The following is a 17,439-nucleotide window of genomic DNA, read 5'->3' as shown; positions in this document are numbered from 1 at the left end:
TCCACCCGGACGCTACTCTCGTCGCCGGGCGATGCCCGCTGACAGATCCGGGCATGGCAGCGCGGGACTTGTCCGGCTGCTTCGAAGAGAGATTAGCCCAGTTCGCGGATATTTCGCTCGAATGCGATCCGACCCTGGAAATCCGGCAATGAATGCTGTCTGACAGGGGCAGAACCCGTCGATGCATCTGGCGATGGCGCATCACCCCTTTGCTCCATCTGCATAATGCGACGCAGGGCAAGCAACACAACCGCATCACACCTTACGATGCGCACCACACCGTCAGATCGGATAAGGCTCCAAGGGGGGAGTGGTACCGCCTCCCCGGCTTGAACGGGGGACCTCTGGATCCACAATCCAGCGCTCTAACCAACTGAGCTAAGGCGGCACTGAGAGGGGATTTACCGGTGCCGCACGACCCGTGCAAGAGGAAATCCGCATGCCCCTCCCCAGGGTCACTTTCCGAAATCGCAGACCCACGCGCCACGACAAACGGCGCGCCACTGGCACGCCATCAAACTATTTTCGATGTCAGGAAATTTGTGGTACCGCCTCCCCGGCTTGAACGGGGGACCTCTGGATCCACAATCCAGCGCTCTAACCAACTGAGCTAAGGCGGCACTGAGGGGGATTTACCGGCGCCATCCGGGGCGCGCAAGAGGAAAGCTGCACAAAAATTCACGACGTATGGTCAGCCGGCCGCTCCGCAGCTACTCTTGCCAAGACCCAAGTCCCGCGCTAACCAGCAAGCCTTAGTTTTGGAGGCTCCCATGGGCATCGATACCGAACGCGACATCGAGGCAAACCTGCAGATCGGCCCGACCGACCAAGGCATGGTGCGCCTGTTCATCGAGGCCAACGGCCTGGAAATTCCGATGGATTTCGAACCCGACGAGGCGATCGAAATCGCGGAAGAAATCAAGGCCGCCGCGCAGGCTGCCGAACAGGCCGGCAAGTCCGGCGGCAAGGGCAAGACCAAGCGCTGAGCTGCCTCAGACCCTCGGGTCGCGGTACCCCTGAAGTCGTCGCGCGGCATCGCGCGCAAACTTCAGGGTGACAGCCTTGCGCCGGGCGCCTGCCAGCTTTTGCTCGGCGGGCATCCGCAGGACCTCTCCGCCCCAGGCGTCGCAGAGGATCAGCCCGCAGTCCTCTGGCAGCAGATCGACCGGGAAATCCTGATCCACGGCCCAGAAAAAACGATCCCCCCATTGCAGATAGCCCTCCCACTTCATGTCCGACATGAAGTCCGCCCGGGAGGATTTGCACTCAATGATCCAAAGCTCCCCCTTTGGACCCAGGGCCATGACATCCAGACGCTTGCCGCGCTCGGGGACGAATTCCTCAAGGCAGGCAAAGTCGTGGCTGGCCAGAAGACGGCAGACACCCCGCGCCAGAAGCTGGCCGGGCTGCGGTGGAGCGGGATCGGGGGACAGGGGCGTCAGGGGCATGGGCGCATCATGAACAATCCATGAACGCCCCGCAAGCCCCCGGCGGCGTACCGCCGGGGGATGGGATCAGGCCATCTGGTGGACCGGACGACCGGACCTGCGGCTGAGCGACACGCCTGCCGCGACCAGCGCCAGGAAGGCGGCAAGGGCGGCTGCGGCCTCCAGATTGACCCCGCCCGAGACGGACATCAGCACCGAGGCCCCGGCCGCACCCACCGACTGGCCGATCAGACGCATGGCAGACTGCATGCCGCTGGCCCCGCCCGCGCGATGTTTCGGCGCCGAGGACAGGATCAGCCGGTTGTTCGGCGACTGGAACAGCGCAAAGCCCGCGCCACTGACCGTCATCGACACCAGCACCAGCGCCTCGGAGGGATGCAGCGTCAGCACCCCCACCCCCAGGAAGCCCGCGCCGAACAGGATCATGCCGATCGTACCCAGCCAATCGGCGCTGTGGCGATCCGCCAGCCGGCCGACAAAGGGCGCCATGACGGCGGTCGCGACCGGCCAGGGGGTCATCAGCAGGCCGGTGGTGACCACGGAATGACCCATGACATCATGCAGGTAGAACGGCAGCGTCACCAGCATCAGGAACTGCGCGAAGAAGGCACAGAAGGAACAGATCATCGATCGGCTGAACTGGCGGATGCCGAACAGGTCCAGCGGCAGCATCGGGTGGCTTTGGCCCAGGTTGTGACGCAGGAAGAAGACCCCCGCGACCAGCGCCACCGCCAGCTCGGCCAGGGCCAGCCGGGCGGCGCCGGGATGGCCGAAGGTCCCAAGCGCGGTGATGAACAGGCCAAGCGTCACCGCATTCAGCAGGGCGCCGGTCAGGTCGAAACGCCGCCCCGACCCGGCGGCGCGCGGCAGGGTGAACCAGCCCAGCAGCAGCGCCGCAAGACCCATGGGAATGTTGATCAGGAACAGCCAGTGCCAGCTGGCCACCGCCATGATCCCCGCGCCCAGCGACGGGCCCGCGGCACCGGCAATGCCGATGATCATGGAAATACCGCTCAGGCCGCGACCCAGACGGTCCTTGGGCATGATCTGTCGGACCATGGCGCTGTTGAGGCTCATCAGGGCGCCGCCACCGATGCCCTGCAGACCGCGCGCGAAGATCAGCGCGTGGATCCCCGGCACCAGCGCGCACAGCGCCGAGGCCAGGGTAAAGAGCGCGATTCCGAACAGGTAGACGCGGTGGAAACCGATCTTGTCGCCCAGGGCGGCGAAGGGCAGAATCGTCATCACCAGCACCAGCTGGTACACGGTCACCGCCCAGATCACGGTCGAGGCGCTGACCGCCTGTTCCTGCGCGATCACCGGCAGCGCCTGGTTGACGATGGCGCCGTCCAGCACCGCCATGGCGATGGTGACGATCAGGGCGACAAAGGCAAGGCGGCGGCGGCCGGTCGGCAGGCCGTCCTCGGCGGGAACGGTGCGGGAGGGGGTCTCCGTCATGGTCTATCCATATCTGGTCGGGCCGCGCTCCTCCCCAGGTGCGGTCCATGGCTGCGGCACCCGATTGTGCCCGAGTGGGATCACTGGCTGCGCCCGTCGGGGCAGTTCGGCAAAGGTCGTTCGAAAATCGAAAGGATCGCAGCCGTACCGGACGCCTCGCTCCTGCGGGACGTGCCCCGGCCCGTCGCACGACGAAAGGGCGGCGTCCCCGCCACGATGCGGCGGATCCCCTTTGGGATATGCGCCGGAGCACGGAAAAAGGCAAGCCAGCCGCCCATCTTTTCCTGACTAGTCATGCAATCGGCACAGGGCAGGCCTGTCCGTCACCGCCAGCCCCGCCGTAAGACGCCCGAAAATTCGGCCGCTTCACGCCGCTGCCCCCTTGCCGCAGCCCTGCCAAGCCACTACCTGTGGATCCGACGGGTGCTGCCCTTCTCGTGTACGGGTGCATTCCGGTGGCCTTAAGCAACTCCGAGGGAGCTGGCTCTGTCCGGGCTGTGGTCCGGTTACCTGGCGCCCACCTGTATATACAGGTCCTCGGGAATGCGTCACCCAAACGGCTGCGTGCGGGCCCGTCGCTGATCTTCCTTCACCGCCACCCGGGCGGGCTGAGGAAGACGATTGCCGCCGCGCGGCCCCTGCTCTTCGGCCATGTTCATGATGGCAATGGCAAATTGCACGCCGGCAAAGACGATCCCGTTCGAGAAGAAGATCAGGAAGGCCCCCAGCCAACCGTCGCGTGACGTCAGCACCAGATGTTTCAGCCCCATCACATCGAACCAGACCAGTCCGGCGGTGAATAGCGCCGACAGGCCGAAGCCGATGAGGCAGTGCAGGATGTAAAGACGAACAAGCCTTGGCATTGATACCTCCGGGAGAGAAGAGAGTCCCCCGGACTTATACCACAGGTTGTTTTTCCTGTCCGCCATAACCGCCGGGACGTGCTGTCGCGGGGGTCAGGCGGGCTCGAATGTGCATTCCATGCGCCAGATGTCAGCGACATGGCCGTTGCGATCGGTCCAGCCCGCGGGCCAGAAGGTTTCCCGGTCAAAGCCCGAAGTTCGGTAAAGGTGACGCGCCGGATCGTTGCCGACCACCACCTTCAGCCAGACCGAACGATAGCAGCCCTCGGCGCGCAGGGTCTGCACCAGCGCCGGGAAGACCTGACGGCCGACGCCCTGCCCGCGCTGCAGCACGGCGAATTCCTCGATCTTGGGGCTGTCGGTGTCGCAGCCCGACACCCAGGCAAAGGCGGCAATGGCCCCCGGCGCACCGCTGACCAGCATCCGCTCGGGTCGGGTGCCATCCAGAGAGGCGCGCAGACGCACCGGATCGACCGCAGCAAGGCGGTCGAAGAATTCCGGTTCGGCCAGAAGGGTTTCGATGGCGGGCAGATCCGCCGGGCACGCCAGGCGCCAGGGATCCGAAAGCCCCGCCATCAGAAGGCCTCGGGGCGTGCCTCGCGGGCCATGTGATCCAGGACCGCATTGACGAACTTGGGCTCTTTTCCTTCGGGGAAGAAGGCCTTGGCCACGTCGACGAATTCCACGATCACCACCTTCGGGGGGGCTTCGCCCTCGACCAGCTCGGCGCCGGCGGCGCGGAACAGGGCCCGCAGGGTCGGGTCGATGCGGGCGATCGGCCATTTCGCCACCAGCGCGCGGTCGGTCATCTGGTCAATCTTGGCCTGCCAGTTGACCGCATCGCGCATGGTCTTGCGGAACAGCGTCACGTCGCCTTCGATAAAGTCGCCCTCTTCGTAGGAGGCCCCGAAGCGATGATCCTCGAATTCAGTGATCACGCGGTCGACGGTCTGTGCGCCCACTTCCATCTGGTAGAGCGCCTGCACCGCGTAGAGACGCGAGGCAGAGCGCATCTTGCGCTTCTGGTTCCCCGACACGGGGTCGGCAGGCTGCGGGTTCTGGATCTCGTCGCTCATCTCGGGGCCTATCGGTGGGGCCGGGCTCAGGCGGAAGCGGTTCCGCCGGCCAGCTGGTATTCATCGGTCGCAGGACGGAATCCCACACCGCTTTTCGGAGCGCCCCATTTGCGCGAAAGCGCGAGAAGATGCAAGGCCGCTGCTGCGGCGCCGCCGCCCTTGTTCTGATCCGCGACCCGGGCGCGCACCAGCGCCTGCTCGCGGTTCTCGACCGTCAGGATGCCATTGCCGATCAGCAGGCCCTGCAGCCCCAGCAGGGTGATCCCGCGCGAGCTGTCGTTGCAGACTGTGTCGTAATGGGTGGTTTCACCGCGGATCACGCAGCCAAGTGCCACATAGGCGTCGAAATCGGCCATCCGGCCCGCCATGGCGATGGCGGTGGGGATTTCCAGCGCGCCGGGGACCTCGATGGCCTCCCAGGTGGCGCCCCAGGCCTCGATCTCGGCCTTGGCGCCGGCGATCTGCTCGTCCGAGATGTCCTTGTAATAGGGCGAATAGACGATCAGCACCTTGGCAGGCTTGTCCAGCGTGCCGCGCGGCATGATGTGGTGCAGTTCAGAGGCAGCCATGGGTGCTCACTCCTTGATGCGGCGGGTGCCGGTGATTTCCAGCCCGTAGGCCTCCAGGCCGATGATGTTGGGGCGCGGAGAGTTGGTCAGCAGTTCCAGCTTGTGCAGCCCGATCGACGACAGGATCTGGGCGCCCAGGCCATATTGGCGCAGCGTCTGCGGCGAGACTTCCTCGACATCCATGATCTTCATCGTCAGGTCGCGCAGCAGCACGACGACGCCGCGGCCTTCTTCGGCCACCTGGCACATGGCATGACGGAATTCATCCGCCCGGCCCGCCTTGTAGCCCACCACGTCGCGCAGCGGATCCAGCGCATGCATCCGCACCAGAACCGGTTCGTCGGTGGTGATGTCGCCCTTGATCAGCGCGATATGCTCGGCGCCCTGGGTTTCATCGGTGAAGACTTTCAGCGTCCACTCGCCCCCGAAATCCGAGGTGATGGTCTTTTCTTCGCGTTCGCGCACCAGGTTGTCGTGGCGGCGGCGATAGGCGATCAGGTCCGAGATCGTGCCGATCTTCAGGTTGTGACGCTGTGCGAAGGCGATCAGTTCCGGCAGACGGGACATGGTGCCGTCTTCGTTCATGATCTCGCAGATCACACCGGCCGGCTGCAGGCCCGCCAGACGCGAGACGTCGACGGCGGCCTCGGTATGGCCGGCGCGCACCAGCACGCCGCCCTCGCGGGCGCGCAGCGGGAAGACGTGGCCTGGGGTGGCGATGTCGGCGGCACCCTTGCCGCGGTCGATGGCCACCGCGATGGTGCGGGCGCGGTCATGGGCGGAAATGCCGGTGCTGACGCCTTCGCGGGCTTCGATCGAGACGGTAAAGTTGGTCTCGTGACGCGAAGAGTTGTGCGAGGCCATCAGCGGCAGGCCCAGCTGGTCGACGCGCTCGCCGGTCAGCGACAGGCAGATCAGGCCGCGGCCATGGGTGGCCATGAAGTTGATCGCCTCGGGGGTCGCCATCTGCGCGGGGATGACCAGATCGCCCTCGTTCTCGCGGTCCTCGTGATCGACGAGGATGAACATGCGGCCGTTGCGGGCCTCTTCCAGGATCTCGTCGACCGAGGAGATCGCATCGGACCAGTTCTGTTCCACGGGGCCGGGGTTTTCGTAAGCGGTTTCAGGGGATGCTTCGGGCATGGGCCAATCACTTTCGGTCGTGTTGCCGTGGGGAATAATATACTCCACCGCCATTTGAAAGCGATTGCCACTCTCAACCGGTGCAAAGCGGTTGTGCAAATGCGGCAGGGTCAATCGGTGCCGAAAAGTGCCATGCCGGGCAGCGACGCGCCCAGGCGGCCCGCGCTCACCCAGTCCGCTTCCAGCTGCAGGGCCGTCACCGCCACCAGGCCTGCCGATGGAAGGCGCCCCTGGGCTGCGCGCAACCCCTCGCGGATACGGGCGAAATCGGCCAGCAGCGGCGGCGCGGGCCAGGCTTCGTCCAGGTGTCCGGCCAGGTCCATCAGCGCCTCGGGGGTCAGCGGCGCATGGGCGAGGCCAATGCGGCGCACATGGCGCAGCCCGGCCAGAACATCGCGCACCCCCTCGGGCGCCACCTGCCCCGGCCGCAAAACGCCAAGCGCATTCGACGACAGCAGATAGCCGCAGATGTCGCGCCCCGAGGTGCGCCGCACCGAAGCATAATCGGCATAAGCCAGCCCCAGTTCGCGCGCGCGGGCGATGCGCTGGCGCACCAGCGCGGGCGGCAGCCTGGCCTCGGGGTGCTGGGCCTTGGCGCGGGTCCACATATGGATGCGCCAGGCCTGGCCTGGCTCCATCGAGGGACCCTGGTTGTGTCCGATGCCGGGGATCAGGCGCGCATCTCCTGCAGGCGGGCGACATAGCGGGCCAGGGTGTCGATCTCGAGGTTGACGCGGTCGCCCGCCGCCAGCATGCCCAGCGTCGTCACGGCACGTGTGCGCGGGATGATGTTGACCTCGAATTCCGCGCCCTCGACCGCATTCACCGTCAGCGATACGCCATCGAGCGCCACCGCCCCCTTCTGCGCCACAAAGCGCGCCAGCGCCTGCGGCGCGCGCAACCGCACCTGCAGGCTTTCGCCCGCGGGGATGACCGAGAGCACTTCGGCCACGTCATCGACATGGCCCGACACGATATGGCCGCCCAGTTCGTCGCCGACGCGCAGCGGCCGTTCCAGATTGATCCGCGTGCCCTCCAGCCAGTCCGACAGCGTGGTGCGCGCCAGCGTCGCCGCGCTGACATCGACCGAAAACCAGTCATCGCCCTTCGCCGTCACCGTCAGCCGCACCCCGGCACAGGCGACCGAGGTGCCCACATCCAGCCGGTCCAGATCATAGCCGCAGCGGATACGGGCGCTTTGGCCCGGACCGCGGCTCAGGGCCGAAATACTGCCGATATCGGTGATGGTGCCAGTGAACATGGGGCCTCCGGGTCTGGTCTGGGCAAGGGGTAGCGCCCCGCGCAGGCCACCGCAAGCGCGGGACGGCAAAGACCTTTTGACAACCGGGGACGGCAGAGTGCAGGATTCTTCAATAGATTGTTCATGCGGATCTATCACACCTTGAGGATGAGCAACCAAGCCGACGCAGACCGGGTCTTTCTGTTCCTGCAGGGGCCGCATGGACCGTTCTTTCATCAGCTCGGCCGGCTGCTGCGCCAGGCCGGGGCCCAGGTCTGGCGCGTCGGTTTCAATGCCGGGGACCGGGCCTTCTGGCCCGACCGTGACAGCTACATCGCCTTTCGCGGCCCGGCGCAGGACTGGGACAAGACCTTTGCCGCGCTGGCCGCCGCCCATCGCGCCACCGACATCGTGCTTTATGGCGACACGCGGCCCATCCATGCCCGCGCCATCGCCCGCGCCCGCACTGCCGGGCTGCGCATCCATGTCTTCGAGGAAGGCTATCTGCGCCCCTATTGGGTGACCTATGAACGCGGCGGCTCGAACGGGCATTCGCGGCTGATGCAGCTGTCGGTGGCAGACATGCGGGCCATGCTGGCCCTGTGCGACCTGGATGCGCCGCTGCCCCCCGCCCGCTGGGGGGATCTGCGCGAACATGTCTTCTATGGCGCGCTGTATCATTGGTTCGTGATGTGCCTGAACCAGGGCTACCGCGATTTCCGCCCCCACCGTGCCCTGTCCGTCGGCCAGGAATTCCGGCTGTACCTGCGCCGGCTGTTGCGCATGCCCTTCAGTGCCGCCGAGCGGCGCCGGGCCTCGGCCCGGATCCGCCGCGGCGGCTTTCCCTATCACGTCGTGCTGCTGCAGCTGGCCCATGATGCCTCGTTCCGCAGCCATTCGCCCTTTGCCTCGCTGGCAGAGTTCATCGACCGCGTGATGGCAGGTTTTGCCGCCGGCGCGCCCGGCCACCACCATCTGGTGCTGAAGGCCCATCCGCTGGAGGACGGCCGCACCCCCCTGCGCCGGGAAATCGCGCGCCTGACCCGCGCCCACGGGCTGGAGGGGCGGGTGCATTACGTGCGCGGCGGCAAGCTGGGGCCGCTGCTGAACGATTGCCGCAGCGCGGTGACGGTGAATTCGACCTCGGCGCAGCAGGCGCTGTATCGCGGCATCCCGCTGAAGACCTTCGGCACGGCGGTCTACGACAAGCCGGAATTCGTCTCGGCCCAGCCGCTGGCGGATTTCTTCGCCTGTGCCGCGCGGCCCGATACCCGCGCCTACAAGGACTATCGCCGCTTCCTGTTCGAGACCAGCCAGGTCGCGGGCGGCTACTATTCCGCAGCCGGGCGGCGGCAGCTGCTGCGCCAGGTCGTCGACATGATGCTGGCCGAGGACGACCCCTACGACGCCCTGCGCGCCGGCACCGCGGCCCCCCGGCAACAGTTGCGTGCCGTTCCGTGAAACCGGGGCACGGCAACGTTTCATTTCCCTGTTTGCGTGTAACGTGACGCAGAGGCAGCCTGAACGAGTCCGCAAAGGACCAGGAGATCGACAGTGACCGTCCGCCCCCTTCACCCGACCCTTTCCCGCCGCATGGTTCTGCTGGCCCCGCTGGCTTTGGCGGGCTGCAGCACCCTGCCCCGGATCGGCCCGAACAAGTCCGATATCTACGAAGGGTCGGTACTGCGCAAGGGCGATGCCTTTGTGGTCACGGTGAACGACCGGGTGACGCGGGCCACGGCGGTGATCCCGAAACTGGGCTTTTCGGCCGCCTTCCGCGGCGCCGGAGAGGTCAGTTCGGATCTGATCCGGCCGGGCGACACGCTGAACCTGACGATCTGGGAAAACGTCGACGACGGGCTGTTCGCCACCGCCGGGGCGCGGGCCACGCGGTTGTCGGGCATTCAGGTCGATGATGACGGCTGGATCTTCGTGCCCTACGCGGGCCGCATCAAGGCCGCCGGCAACACGCCAGAGGTGATCCGCAGCCAGATCTCGGTCAAGCTGGCGGAACAGACCCCCGATCCGCAGGTGGAATTGCAGCGCGCGCCGGGCGACGGCGCGACGGTGACGCTGGTCGGGCAAATCGCGGGCCAGGGCGTGCACAAGATCGAACGGCCCACCCGGCGGCTGTCGGGGATGCTGGCCTCGGGCGGGGGGCTGTCGATCGACCCCGAGGCGGCCGAGGTCACGGTGATCCGCGGGCGGCAGCGGTCCTCGGTCCGGTTCCAGGACATCTTCGATAATCCCGCCGATGACATCGCGTTGCGCAACGGCGACCGCATCCTGGTCGAGGAAACCGTGCGTTCCTTCACCGTGCTGGGGGCGGCGGGTGCGCAGAAGATCGTGCCGCTGGAGCGTCCCTCGCTCTCGGGGATCGAGGCCATTGCCCTGGCGGGCGGCCTGCGCAGCAACGCCGCCGATCCGACCGGCGTCTTCGTGATGCGCAACGAAGCCCCCGAGATTGCAGACCAGGTGCTGGGCCGCAGCGATCTGACCGGCCCGCAGCGCATGGTCTACGTGCTGGACCTGACGCAGCCGAACGGGCTGTTCCTGGCCGGTGATTTCCTGATCCGCGACGGTGACCTGCTTTACATCACCGAAGCGCCCTTCGCCCAATGGGACAAGGCCGTGTCGGCGATGCTGGGGTCGCTCAGCGACTTCAACACCGCCAGCGCCGTGCTGCCCTGAGGGTTACTGCGTCGGGCGCAGCCAGCGGGTCATCACGTCGGGACCGATGCGGCGTTCCTCGGCCAGGGTCAGGCGCGGCGCCTCGGCCAGCCGGTCGATGCCCATGGCCCCAAGACCCGGGCGCCCTTCGGCCCCCAGCAGCACGCCCGCGTTCATCACCACCAGCTCGTCCACCAGGTCGGCGGCCAGCAGCGTGGCGGCCAGCGCGCCGCCCCCCTCGCAGAAGACCCGCGTCAGGCCATGCGTTCCAAGCCCCTGCAAAACCGACAGGATATCCAGCTGACGCCCCTGCAGCGCGCAAGGAATCAGCGTCGCCCCCAGCTCTTTCCAGGCGGTGATCAACTTGGCATCGGCATCCCGGCCGTGGCAGATCCAGACCGGCACATCACGGGCCGTGCAGGCCAGCGAGCCCAGCAACGGCAAATCGATCCGACGCGACACCACGACCCGGACCGGCTGGCGCTCGACCCCGAGGCCGCGCACCGTCAGGCTGGGATCGTCAATCCGCGCCGTGCCCGCGCCCACCATCACCGCGTCATGGCGCATCCGCATGGCATGGACCTCGCGGCGGGCTTCGGGGCCGGTGATCCACTGGCTTTCGCCGGTCGCGGTGGCGATCTTGCCATCCAGCGACAGCGCCAGTTTCAGCGTCACCCGGGGCCGCCCCTGGGATCGGTTCAGGAAGAACCCCTCAAGATCCTGCGCCGCCTCGCCGGTCATCAGCCCGGTGTCGACGGTGATGCCGGCATCGCGCAACATGGCAAAGCCGCGCCCCTCGACCCGCGGATCCAGGTCGGCAAAGGGCGCGACGACCCGCACCACCCCCGCCGCGATCAGCGATTTCGCACAGGGCGGCGTCTGGCCGTAATGCGAGCACGGCTCCAGCGAGACATAGGCCGTGGCGCCCCGCGCCGCCTCGCCCGCCTGGCGCAGCGCCACGGTTTCGGCATGCGGGCGGCCGCCCGGCTGGGTCCAGCCCCGGCCGATCACCCGGCCGTCCTTGACCAGCACGCAGCCGACGGCCGGGTTGGGCCAGGTGTTGCCCTGCCCGCGCCGCCCCAGCGACAATGCCAGCGCCAGCCAGCGCAGATCCTGCTCGCGGGTCACTTGTCGTGCGGGATGTTCGGGCGTAGTTCGCTGACGAACTTGTCGAAATCGTCAGCGGCCTGGAAATTCTTGTAGACCGAGGCAAAGCGCACATAGGCCACCGTATCGATGCGCGCCAGCGCCTCCATCACGATCTCGCCTATGACCTTCGAACGGATGTCGGTCTCGCCCATGCTTTCCAGCCGGCGCACGATCCCCGAGATCATCTGGTCGATGCGCTCCTGCTCGACCGGGCGCTTCTGCATCGAGATGCGGATCGAGCGTTCCAGCTTCTCCCGGTCGAAATCCTCGCGTCGGCCGCTGGACTTGATCACCACGAGGTCGCGCAGCTGGACCCGTTCATAGGTGGTGAACCGGCCGCCGCAGGACGGGCAGAGCCTGCGCCGGCGGATCGCCACATGATCCTCGGCCGGGCGAGAGTCCTTCACCTGGGTGTCGATATTTCCGCAGAACGGACAACGCATGTTTCTGCCGGGCCCCCACTTCTTGCAGCCCCGGTTCGCAGCAGCAGCTATGGGGCCCCCGTATCTTATCCACAGGCAGTATAGGGGGTCTACAGCGGATTGGGTAGTCGCGAAATACTACATCTAGATATGCTGCGCATTTGCCACGCTGCATTACCCAGGGGCAGTGCCGGGCCGGAAGAAGCAATGCTGCGCGCGGCCCATCTTTTTCGAAGCATAAAGCGCCGCATCCGCATCCGCCAGCATCTGATCGGACCTTGGGTGATCGTAGAAGCTGGACAGCGTCGTGCCCATCGAGCACGACACCCGGCAAGTGGCGCTTTCAAACAGGATCGGGCGTTCCAGCCGGGCGATCAGGCGATGGGCGATTTCCTCGATCCGGGCGCGGCGCAGCAGGCGCGGAAACAGCAGCACGAATTCGTCGCCGCCGATCCGCGCCACCGTGTCCTCGTCACGGGTTTCCTCGACCAGGGCGCGGGCGACATGCTGCAGCACATAGTCGCCCGCCGCATGGCCATGGGAATCATTCACCGCCTTGAACCAGTCCAGGTCCAGATGCATCAGCGCAAAGGGCTCGGCCCCACGGATCAGCCGGGCCAGCACGTGATCCATGGCGCGGCGGTTCTTCAGCCCGGTCAGCGTGTCGGTATAGGCCTGTTCCTCGGCCGCGATCTTGGCGCCCTGCAGGCGCAGGTTCAGATCCTTCCAGCTGTCCAGAACCGCCAGCTTCGCCTCGGTCAGGTACAGCATCTCGATCGCCAGGTCAGTGGGGGCGAAGTCATTGGAGTGCAATGAATAATCCCTGAGCGCCTCATCAATGGAAATGCCGAAGGACAGGTTCAGGATCGCGCCCCGCGTGCCATCTGCCGCAGCCTCCAGCGGCACCAGCACCGCCTTCAGCCCGGTGCGGGGATGGTCCCGCAACCGCAGGTGCAGGCGGGTTCCGGCCGCGGCCAGCAACGCCTCCATCGAACCGGAGATCCGCGGGCGCAGCACCTCGAACAGATCCAGAAAGGCCCGCCCCGTGACCTCCTGCCCCGGTCGCAGCTTGCGCAGCGTCGGGCCGGCATGGGTGATCCAGCCCCCGGCATCCAGCACCAGATGCATCGGGCACAGCAGGTCCAGCGACATCTGCGGCAGCGGTGGAACCAGCGCCTGCCCCGGCGGCGGGCAGACCGGCGTCAAGGGCGCGCTCATCCCGTGCGCGCCCCAAGGGCGAATTCCCGGCCTTCGGCAAAATCGCTTTCCACCAGCCGGACCTCGATCGTCTCGATGCCCTGATGACTGCCCAGGTGGTCCATCATCACCAGCGCCCCGTAATCATCCGCCATGGCGCGCAGCACGCCGATCAGCGCATGGCCGAAGCCCGGCAGCCCGGGGCCGCAAGTCAGCACGAAACGGTTGCCGGATTGCTGCACCAGCTCCAGCGGCGGGATCATCAGATCGCCCACCGCCAGCCGCGCCCGGTCCGGCAGGTCGTCGAGGGAATGCAGGAAGTCCTCGAACCCTACGCCGGCAAAGCGCAGCAGGCGCCGCAGCCCCTCGTTGCTGGGATGCGAGACAAGATAGGTGCCGACATCCTCCAGCAGGGTCGAGCTGGGCTTTTCCAGCAGCGCCACAGCCGCATCCAGGACCCGCCAGGTCAGCGCGTCCTCGTAGATCAGCATCGCCTCGAAGGCTGCGGCGGGAAGGTCCGCTCGCAGGGCGACATCCGCCCACAGCCCCTCGCCATAGGTGTCGCGCAGGAAGCATTCGATGGATCTGTTGATCAAGCCGTGCATGGTCCGGGGTGCCGTCCTTTTCCGCCACCATGCCCGGCGCGGCTTAACAACGCCTCAATATATCCAATTGTCTGTTCAGGATCAGGCCGCAAGCCAGTCCGGCAGATGCCCGATATCGGGCAGCACGGCATCGGCCAGGGGCGCCAGATCGCCGGGCCCGGCCATGCCGGTCAGCACCGCCAGCGTCTGCATCCCGGCGGCACGGCCGGCCTCAAGGTCATGGGTGCTGTCGCCGACCATGACGACCTCGGCCGGGGACAGCCCGGTGGCGCGGGCAAAGGCCAGCAGCGGATCGGGCGCAGGCTTTGCGCCATGGCCGGAATCAAAGCCCGCGATGAAGTCGAACAGATCCAGCACCCCCGCCGAGGTCAGCTGGCTGCGGGCGCTGAATTCGGTGTCGTTGGTCATCACCCCCAGCCTCAGGCCGCGGGCGCGCAGCCCCTGCAGCAGCGGCGCCAGCGGCACCGGCGGCACCAGCGCGGCCGTGGCGGCGCGCTGCGACAGGAAATCCTCCAGCGCGGGGGCCTGCCAGCCGGGCAGATAGGGCAGGATCAGCGCCGCCGCCTGGCCGTTGGTGCCGGCGATGACCGGGCTGCTGGGGCGAAAGCCCCCGCCCGCGCGGTCGTAATGCAGCGCATCGGCCATGGCCTGGGCCCGCGCGTCATCCCCCTCCGACAGGTCCCGCAGGATGCCCGCCGCCCAGCCGTTCCAGGTGGCGCCAAAATCGAACAGCGTGCCGTCCTTGTCGAAGAGAATGCCGCGTACCGGTCTGCCCGAACCCATGATGTCCTGCCCTTGCAATGTCGCCGCGACACTGCCGGGATCGCAGCCCAAGCACAAGGCTGCGCAAGATTTGCAAACCAAAGCCGTCCGTTATGCAAACCGGCTGCCGCTTGACTTTCGCGGGACGCTCGGGCTTCTGGCCCCATGGATCCGCAGAACACCCCCTATCGCCTTCACAACTCGCTCGGCTACTGGCTGTCGCTGGCCGCGCGCATCCAGGAACGCCGGATGGACGAGCGCCTGCGCGGTCTTGGGCTGACGCGGATCACCTGGTGCATCCTGCTGGGTCTGGCGAATGAAGGCCTGACCCAACCCTCTGAGCTGGCGGATTTCGTCGGCATCGACCGCACCGCGACCTCGCGCGCGCTGCGCCAGATGGAAGAGGCCGGCCTGCTGTCGCGCGATCCCGGCACCGGCGACCGCCGCACCCGCCAGATCGGCCTGACCCCGGCCGGTCACGAGGCGCTGGAACGCGCCATCCCCTATGCCCTGCAGAACACCGCCGTCATGACCGACCGCCTTGCCCCCGGCGAGAAGGAAGAGCTGCTGCGCCTGCTGGCCAAGGTTTCGGAAGGCGACAAGGGCGGGCTGCGGACCTTCTGAGGCCCGCGCGCATCAGGTCCAGTGCACCTGCTCGCCACCGGGCAGGGCCGCGCGCGCCTGCATCGGCTGATCGAACGGCATCCCCGCACTGCGGCAGAAGGCCATGACCCAGGCATCGTCCATGGTCAGGAAATCCAGCACGGCCCCCAGGAATTCCGGCGTCTGCGCCGCCTGACGCAGATCGTCCGGCGACAACCCCGTCGAGCCCATGAATACCGGCAGAAGCTCTTCGTTGCCAGCCAGCCAGGCCAGCGCCTGGACCGCGGTATCCTCGGCCTGCTTGCGCGTCATCACGTTCCCGTTCCTCCCCCGAATGATATATCTTGTTAAAGGATTTGTTAACCATTTTCAGGCCACCCTCCTTCTAGGACGCCCGCTGACAAAGTGCCATGCGGCGCGACGTGACAGGAGGGGAAATGCCGGCACGGATCCTGATCGTGGACGAGCATGTGACCCGCCGCATCACCCTTGCGGCGCGCCTGTCGGGCGATTTCTACGACATCCGGACCGCCGCCACCCCGGCCGAAGCCCAGGAGCAGGCGCATCACTGGCAGCCCCAGGTGCTGATCGTGGCGGACGACATGCAGATGATGCCGGCGGGACGGCTGATCCACGCGCTGCGCAGCGCGCCGCAGTTCGCCGATGTGACGATCTTTGTGGTGACGGCACCGGGCCATCACATGGGCCGGGCGGGTCTGCTGACAGCGGGCGCCGACGATGTCATCTCGCGCGCCGAATCCGAGGATGTCTTCCGCGCCCGGCTGCGCGCCCATGACCGCGCCCGAGAAACCCTGGAAGCGCTGAAGCCACGGGGCGATCTGCATGAGCCTCCGGGCCTCGCGGAAGGCGCGCTGCGCTTTCTGGGCCAGAGCCGCGTCATCGCCCTGCCGCCCGATGCGGCGACCGGGCTGCTGTGGCGGCAGGCGCTGAACGCGCAGCCCGGGCTGCGGCTGGAGCTGGCGGGAACCCTGCGGCGCGGCGATCCCGCGCGCGACGCTCCTCCGCGCGATCTGCCACGGCACGGGCTGTTCCTGATGGCCGCCGATCCCAACGATGAACAGCACAGCCTGCGCCGCCTGGCCACCTTCCAGAACCACCGGGACCGCCTGTCAAGCGAGGTCCTGCTGCTGGCCACGGGCTGCAGCCGCAGGCTGCGTGCGGCGGCCTATGACATCGGTGCCAGCGCAGTGATGGAAGGCCCCTTCGACCCGGCCGAGATCGCGGCGCGCCTGCGGGGCCTGCAGGGGCGTCTGGCGCGTCGGCGGCGCCTGCAGGCGGTGCTTTCCGAGGGGATGAAGGCCTCGGTCACGGATCCGCTGACCGGTTTGCACAATCGTCGCTTCGCCCTGCCAAAGCTGGCGCTGGCGGCACGGGCAGCCGCGCTTGAGGGGCGGCCATTTGCCGTGCTGTTGGCCGATATCGACCATTTCAAGCAGGTCAACGATCACTTCGGCCATGCGATGGGCGACCAGGCCTTGCAGCTGGTGGCCAGGGTGCTGCAGGACAGCCTGCGCGGCAGCGATGTGCTGGCCCGCATCGGCGGCGAGGAATTCCTGGCCCTGCTGCCCGACACCCCTCCGGCCGAGGCCCGCATCGTGGCCGAAAGGCTGTGCACGGCGGTGCGGGCACGTCCGCTGATCGCCGATGGCGTGCCGCAGGCGCTGACCATCTCGATCGGAGTGACCTGCGCGCGCCACGGCACCCGCACGCCCGAGCATTTGCTGGAGGATGCCGACCGCGCGCTCTACCGTGCGAAGGCCGCGGGACGCGACTGCATCGCCCAGGAACCCGAAGATCCCCGCCCCCTGCCCCAGGCCCGTATCCTGTATCTGCCCCGCTGATCTTCGGAAAGGCCGCACGGACATCCGTGCCACGGGCCGGATGCCCCTCACGGCTCACGGCTCACGGCTCACGGCTCACGGCTCACGGCTCACGGCTCACGGCTCACGGCTCACGGCTCACGGCTCACGGCTCACGGCTCACGGCTCACGGCTCACGGCTCACGGCTCACGGCTCACGGCTCACGGCTCACGGCTCACGGCTCACGGCTCACGGCTCACGGCTCACGGCTCACGGCTCACGGCTCACGGCTCACGGCTCACGGCTCACGGCTCACGGCTCACGGCTCAGAAAGCCATCCGTCGCCTGCCCCCGCTTTGCAACCGGAAATCCCCGACCGCAGAACAGCCAGAGATCCGATGCCCCGCAGAGCG

The 17,439-nt window shown here is 67.2% G+C and carries 20 protein-coding genes and 2 tRNA genes; 5 read left to right on the top strand and 17 right to left on the bottom strand.

The features are described from left to right. Positions 1 to 311: 311 nt before the first annotated feature. Positions 312 to 388 (bottom strand) — tRNA-His (locus AC2ITM_RS08795). A 155-nt stretch (positions 389 to 543) separates the two neighbouring features. Next, positions 544 to 620 (bottom strand) — tRNA-His (locus tag AC2ITM_RS08790). 150 nt (positions 621 to 770) lie between these two features. On the opposite strand from AC2ITM_RS08790, the gene AC2ITM_RS08785 reads away from it, so the two are divergent. After that, positions 771 to 986 carry a DUF6324 family protein gene (locus tag AC2ITM_RS08785; protein ID WP_486466278.1) on the top strand — a complete coding sequence of 72 codons (216 nt, stop codon included), beginning with the start codon at positions 771 to 773 and terminating at the stop codon, positions 984 to 986. 6 nt (positions 987 to 992) lie between these two features. On the opposite strand, the gene AC2ITM_RS08780 is transcribed toward AC2ITM_RS08785, so the two are convergent. The 9 genes from AC2ITM_RS08780 to AC2ITM_RS08740 form a co-directional block, all read right to left on the bottom strand. Then, the gene (locus AC2ITM_RS08780) at positions 993 to 1,448 is read right to left on the bottom strand and encodes an MmcB family DNA repair protein (RefSeq protein WP_486466277.1); all 456 of its coding nucleotides are present in this window, start codon (positions 1,446 to 1,448) and stop codon (positions 993 to 995) included. Between the two features lie 66 nt (positions 1,449 to 1,514). Continuing rightward, positions 1,515 to 2,906, bottom strand: coding sequence for an MFS transporter (locus AC2ITM_RS08775; protein WP_486466276.1), 1,392 nt, complete (start codon positions 2,904 to 2,906; stop codon positions 1,515 to 1,517). Positions 2,907 to 3,454: 548 nt separating this feature from the next. Continuing rightward, positions 3,455 to 3,769: a hypothetical protein gene (locus AC2ITM_RS08770; protein WP_486466275.1), complete on the bottom strand. Its 315-nt coding sequence runs from the start codon at positions 3,767 to 3,769 to the stop codon at positions 3,455 to 3,457. A 93-nt stretch (positions 3,770 to 3,862) separates the two neighbouring features. Further along, positions 3,863 to 4,345 (bottom strand): GNAT family N-acetyltransferase, encoded by a 483-nt coding sequence (locus tag AC2ITM_RS08765; RefSeq protein WP_486466274.1) that lies wholly within the window; start codon positions 4,343 to 4,345, stop codon positions 3,863 to 3,865. Continuing rightward, positions 4,345 to 4,845 (bottom strand): transcription antitermination factor NusB, encoded by a 501-nt coding sequence (gene nusB / locus AC2ITM_RS08760; RefSeq protein WP_486466273.1) that lies wholly within the window; start codon positions 4,843 to 4,845, stop codon positions 4,345 to 4,347. The genes AC2ITM_RS08765 and nusB overlap by 1 nt, the downstream gene beginning before the upstream one ends. A 26-nt stretch (positions 4,846 to 4,871) precedes the next feature. Beyond that, positions 4,872 to 5,414 carry a 6,7-dimethyl-8-ribityllumazine synthase gene (locus tag AC2ITM_RS08755; RefSeq protein WP_486466272.1) on the bottom strand — a complete coding sequence of 181 codons (543 nt, stop codon included), beginning with the start codon at positions 5,412 to 5,414 and terminating at the stop codon, positions 4,872 to 4,874. 6 nt (positions 5,415 to 5,420) lie between these two features. Continuing rightward, positions 5,421 to 6,557: a 3,4-dihydroxy-2-butanone-4-phosphate synthase gene (ribB, locus tag AC2ITM_RS08750; RefSeq protein WP_486466271.1), complete on the bottom strand. Its 1,137-nt coding sequence runs from the start codon at positions 6,555 to 6,557 to the stop codon at positions 5,421 to 5,423. Between the two features lie 110 nt (positions 6,558 to 6,667). Continuing rightward, positions 6,668 to 7,195 (bottom strand): hypothetical protein, encoded by a 528-nt coding sequence (locus AC2ITM_RS08745; protein WP_486466270.1) that lies wholly within the window; start codon positions 7,193 to 7,195, stop codon positions 6,668 to 6,670. A gap of 32 nt (positions 7,196 to 7,227) precedes the next feature. Next, positions 7,228 to 7,818 (bottom strand): riboflavin synthase, encoded by a 591-nt coding sequence (locus tag AC2ITM_RS08740; RefSeq protein WP_486466269.1) that lies wholly within the window; start codon positions 7,816 to 7,818, stop codon positions 7,228 to 7,230. Positions 7,819 to 7,965: 147 nt separating this feature from the next. On the opposite strand from AC2ITM_RS08740, the gene AC2ITM_RS08735 reads away from it, so the two are divergent. Further along, entirely contained in the window at positions 7,966 to 9,258 is a 1,293-nt protein-coding gene (locus AC2ITM_RS08735) for a capsule biosynthesis protein (RefSeq protein WP_486466268.1), read from the top strand. Positions 9,259 to 9,390: 132 nt separating this feature from the next. Continuing rightward, a complete protein-coding gene (locus AC2ITM_RS08730; protein ID WP_486469411.1) occupies positions 9,391 to 10,488 on the top strand; it encodes a polysaccharide biosynthesis/export family protein in 1,098 nt (365 codons plus the stop codon). Positions 10,489 to 10,491: 3 nt separating this feature from the next. Here AC2ITM_RS08730 and ribD read toward each other — a convergent pair whose 3' ends face one another. From ribD to AC2ITM_RS08705, 5 genes are all read right to left on the bottom strand, one after another. Then, on the bottom strand, positions 10,492 to 11,595 hold the full coding sequence (ribD, locus tag AC2ITM_RS08725; RefSeq protein WP_486466267.1) for a bifunctional diaminohydroxyphosphoribosylaminopyrimidine deaminase/5-amino-6-(5-phosphoribosylamino)uracil reductase RibD: 1,104 nt from the start codon (positions 11,593 to 11,595) through the stop codon (positions 10,492 to 10,494). Further along, entirely contained in the window at positions 11,592 to 12,059 is a 468-nt protein-coding gene (nrdR, locus tag AC2ITM_RS08720) for a transcriptional regulator NrdR (protein WP_486466266.1), read from the bottom strand. The genes ribD and nrdR overlap by 4 nt, the downstream gene beginning before the upstream one ends. Positions 12,060 to 12,212: 153 nt before the next feature. Beyond that, positions 12,213 to 13,190: a GGDEF domain-containing protein gene (locus AC2ITM_RS08715; protein ID WP_486469410.1), complete on the bottom strand. Its 978-nt coding sequence runs from the start codon at positions 13,188 to 13,190 to the stop codon at positions 12,213 to 12,215. A 62-nt stretch (positions 13,191 to 13,252) separates the two neighbouring features. Then, entirely contained in the window at positions 13,253 to 13,840 is a 588-nt protein-coding gene (locus tag AC2ITM_RS08710; protein WP_486466265.1) for a heme NO-binding domain-containing protein, read from the bottom strand. A gap of 81 nt (positions 13,841 to 13,921) precedes the next feature. Beyond that, a complete protein-coding gene (locus AC2ITM_RS08705) occupies positions 13,922 to 14,623 on the bottom strand; it encodes an HAD family hydrolase (protein WP_486466264.1) in 702 nt (233 codons plus the stop codon). A gap of 144 nt (positions 14,624 to 14,767) precedes the next feature. Here AC2ITM_RS08705 and AC2ITM_RS08700 point away from each other — a divergent pair, with 144 nt between their 5' ends. After that, positions 14,768 to 15,226: a MarR family winged helix-turn-helix transcriptional regulator gene (locus AC2ITM_RS08700; RefSeq protein WP_486466263.1), complete on the top strand. Its 459-nt coding sequence runs from the start codon at positions 14,768 to 14,770 to the stop codon at positions 15,224 to 15,226. 12 nt (positions 15,227 to 15,238) lie between these two features. Here the strand turns inward: AC2ITM_RS08700 and AC2ITM_RS08695 are convergent, their stop codons facing one another. Next, the gene (locus AC2ITM_RS08695; RefSeq protein WP_486466262.1) at positions 15,239 to 15,517 is read right to left on the bottom strand and encodes a DUF3572 domain-containing protein; all 279 of its coding nucleotides are present in this window, start codon (positions 15,515 to 15,517) and stop codon (positions 15,239 to 15,241) included. Between the two features lie 125 nt (positions 15,518 to 15,642). Between AC2ITM_RS08695 and AC2ITM_RS08690 the strand changes: the two genes are divergently transcribed. Continuing rightward, a complete protein-coding gene (locus tag AC2ITM_RS08690) occupies positions 15,643 to 17,067 on the top strand; it encodes a GGDEF domain-containing response regulator (protein ID WP_486466261.1) in 1,425 nt (474 codons plus the stop codon). Positions 17,068 to 17,439: the final 372 nt, after the last annotated feature.

The organism is Pseudooceanicola sp. NS-SX9, from assembly GCF_057380705.1.
This window is presented reverse-complemented; position numbering and strand designations above follow the sequence as displayed.